Raw genomic sequence first — 2,874 nt, forward strand, 5'->3', positions numbered from 1 at the left:
AAAGTGATCACCTGAAAAGAAAGCAGACTTCGCTTGAGATACTTCATAACGGGAAAGCCGTGACGGTGGAGGGCAAGCTAATACGAAAAGACGGAACGGAAGTTTGGATACGTCGAGTAATTAAAGCGGTTGATCCGTCAGATTTATCAAAAGGCATCATCGTAATCTGCGAAAATTTCACCGAGCGAAAGGAAATGGAAGATCAACTAAAGAAAACACTTTCCGAAAAAGAAGAACTTGTGGAGGAGCAGAGTGCGCTTATGGAGTCGTTGAAAACGTCCAAGGAAGCGGCCGAAGTCGCCAACCAGCACAAATCGCAGTTCCTGTCAAACATGTCCCATGAACTCCGCACTCCGATGCACGCCATTCTGAGTTTTGCCGAAATGGGCGTAGAAAAAATTGAAAAGGCCGATAAGGAAAAGATGCTCAAATACTTCTCCCGTATTAAAGGCAGTGGCGAAAGGCTGCTGGACCTGCTTAACGACCTCCTTGACCTTTCCAAGCTCGAAGCGGGAAAGATGGACTACAACATGGACGAAAACGATTTAATGCGCATTCTGCAAGCCGCTACAGGTGAAGTGGCCTCTCTCGTAAATACAAAGTCGCAAACCCTTAACGTACTTCCGTTTGAAAACGGGACAACGGCCTGGTTCGATCCGGAAAAAATTTATCAGGTACTGAACAACCTGCTGTCAAACGCAATCAAGTTCACTCCGGAGAGCAAAACAATTACCGTTCTCTTCAACCGTACACACCTTGAAACAAACGAAGGCGATCTGCCCGCTCTGGAACTTGTCGTGCGTGACGAAGGAGTGGGTGTGCCGGAAAACGAATTGGAGGGAATTTTCGATAAATTCGTCCAGTCCAGCAAAACAAAATCCGGCTCGGGCGGAACCGGGCTCGGGCTTGCGATTTGCAAGGAGATAATTGAAGGCCACAAAGGACGTATTTGGGCGGAAAACCACCCGGAGGGCGGGGCGCTGTTCCATATGGTCCTTCCAGTTGACAACCCAATGCATGGAAGAGATGAAAGAGGGAAAAGCGGGTGAACAGATATGGTCTGCAGAATGCGAGCCTTTTGGCCGTGGATGACGAACCGGTGAACCTCGAAATACTTGAAGAAATACTGGAAGAGGACGGTTATAAAAACGCAACCTACACGCCAAATCCGTTGGAGGCAGTCGATCTTTACCGTAAAAACGAATACGACCTTGTTTTGCTCGATCTCATGATGCCCGTCCTTGACGGATTCGGCGTAATGGAAAGATTCGCCGAAATTAAAAAAGAAAACGATGTGCCGGTGCTGGTTCTTACCGCCCTCCGCGACATGGATACGCGATTGCGCGCCCTGAGCTCCGGCGCGAATGATTTTGTAACAAAACCGTTTAACAAAATGGAAGTGCTCGCGCGAGTAAATAACCTGCTTGGAGTCCGTATGGCTCAAAGGGAACTGAAAGATCACAACCTTATTCTCGAACAAAAGGTGCGCGAAAGAACAAAGGACCTGCATGACACGAGACTCGAAATAATCAAAAGGCTTGGCATCGCGGCGGAATTTAAAGATAACGAAACGGGCCTCCATATTACCCGCATGAGTTTTTACTCAAATATTATCGGGGAGGCCATCGGCCTAAACGACGCAGAAGCGGAACTTCTGTTACACACCGCCCCCATGCACGATATAGGTAAAATAGGAATAGAAGACAGGATACTCAGGAAACCGGGGAAGCTGGATGAAGATGAATGGAAAATTATGAAGACTCATTCAGAAATAGGATTAGATATTTTAGGAAAGCATGATTCCGAACTTTTAGAGATGGCAGGCACAGTTGCACTGACCCATCATGAGAAATGGAACGGCAATGGTTATCCTAAAGGCATTTCAAAAGATAAAATCCCACATTCAACCGGCAAGTGCACCACATAGTTTAGCAAAGACCTCTGCTGGAGTGTTGTAATCCAGACATTTCCTCGGTCTGTTATTTAAAAGACGCTCTATGCGCCTAACCTGAGCATCGCTTATTAAGGCGATGTTTGTTTTCTTTGGAATGAACCTGCGAATCAATCCGCAGGTATTTTCTACCAACCCCTTCTCCCAGCTTCGATATGGATTGCAGAAGTAAGATTTCGTTCCCAAGGTCTCATTCACAAGTTCATGTTCAACGTTTTCAGAGCCGTTGTCATAGGTGATGCTCCGCCTGGAATCCCCAGGATACCTGCACAGCTTTTGGGTAATGGCTTTCCTGGCATTTTGGGCTGTTCTGCCGTTAACTCTCTTCAACTTGATGAAACGGGTTTGGCGCTCAGCCAAGACAATAAGACCGGCTTTGCGGTTCTTGCTGGAAACCATGGAATCAGCTTCCCAATGCCCAAACTCTTCACGGCTGTTGATATGCTCGGGGCGTTCATCAATACTGATTCTATTGGTTATATGGGAACTTCGGTGCTTTCTGCTTTGTCCTTTCTTTTTACGTTTTTTATGATGTCGTGGAAGATAGCCGCGGTAATCCAGCGCATCGGTATGTACATACTGGTAGATAGCCTCATGACATACATACATCTCAGGGTGTAACTTCTTTAAGCAACCGGCAATCTGTTCGGGAGACCATCCCAGCCTCAGCTTGCGCCTTACGTAGTTACGAACCCTTCGATTCTTAAGACGCTCCCTGTGGCCAGACTCTCGCTTGCGCTTTCCAGCTATAGCATCGGCACGATGGGCAAGATAATCTTCTCCGTGAACGGGGCAGGCGTTCCTTTTAAGCTCACGCACTATCGTACTGTGACTACGATCAAGCTTGCGGCCAATCTCCCGCACCGAATCGCCCTTAGCCTTTAAAATCCCGATCATCACTCTGTCCTCAATATCCAACTGTT

Annotated in this window: 3 protein-coding genes; 2 read left to right on the forward strand and 1 reads right to left on the reverse strand. The window is 47.3% G+C overall.

Going from position 1 to position 2,874, the window contains the following annotated elements:
* Both V3S16_RS07815 and V3S16_RS07820 read left to right on the forward strand, forming a co-directional pair.
* Positions 1–1,049 (forward strand): ATP-binding protein (locus tag V3S16_RS07815; protein ID WP_413884116.1); only part of this gene is annotated, 1,049 nt, incomplete at its 5' end.
* Complete coding sequence (locus tag V3S16_RS07820; RefSeq protein WP_413884117.1) at positions 1,046–1,927, forward strand: two-component system response regulator; 882 nt, start codon at positions 1,046–1,048, stop codon at positions 1,925–1,927. The genes V3S16_RS07815 and V3S16_RS07820, both read left to right, overlap by 4 nt.
* Here the strand turns inward: V3S16_RS07820 and V3S16_RS07825 are convergent.
* On the reverse strand, positions 1,904–2,874 hold a 971-nt coding region (locus V3S16_RS07825), incomplete at its 5' end, for an IS30 family transposase (protein ID WP_413884118.1). The genes V3S16_RS07820 and V3S16_RS07825 overlap by 24 nt on opposite strands.

Source organism: Candidatus Desulfatibia sp., from assembly GCF_036446775.1.
Classification (GTDB): domain Bacteria; phylum Desulfobacterota; class Desulfobacteria; order Desulfobacterales; family UBA11574; genus Desulfatibia_A.